This is a genomic window from Streptomyces sp. NRRL S-1813, assembly GCF_000719605.1.
In the GTDB taxonomy this organism is placed as follows: Bacteria; Actinomycetota; Actinomycetes; order Streptomycetales; family Streptomycetaceae; genus Streptomyces; species Streptomyces decoyicus.
The window spans coordinates 1-284 of record NZ_JOHB01000107.1 but is presented as its reverse complement, the minus strand read 5'-3'; the positions used below and the strand labels follow the sequence as shown (position 1 = coordinate 284).

Genomic DNA, 284 nt, shown 5'->3' with positions numbered 1-284 from the left:
AGCAAGACCCCGGACCTGGCGCAGCTGATGCCGTTCATCATGCGGACGTGGATGTATGCGTCGGGCGTGATGTTCAGCATCGACCTGATCCTCAAGGGCAAGGACATCCCGCATTTCGTGGAGGTCCTGCTCAACGCCAACCCGGCCGCCGTCTACATCGACCTGATGCGCTTCGCGCTGATCGACAGCTTCACGCACGACAAGCTGCCGCCGCATGTGTGGGCGTTCGCCGGGGGCTGGGCGCTGCTGATGGGCGTCGTCGGCTTTGTGTACTTCTGGAAGGC

General features: G+C 63.0%; 1 pseudogene. It reads left to right on the top strand.

What is annotated here, in order from left to right:
* A pseudogene (locus tag IF67_RS0138550) lies at positions 1–284 on the top strand (ABC transporter permease); the annotation flags it as partial.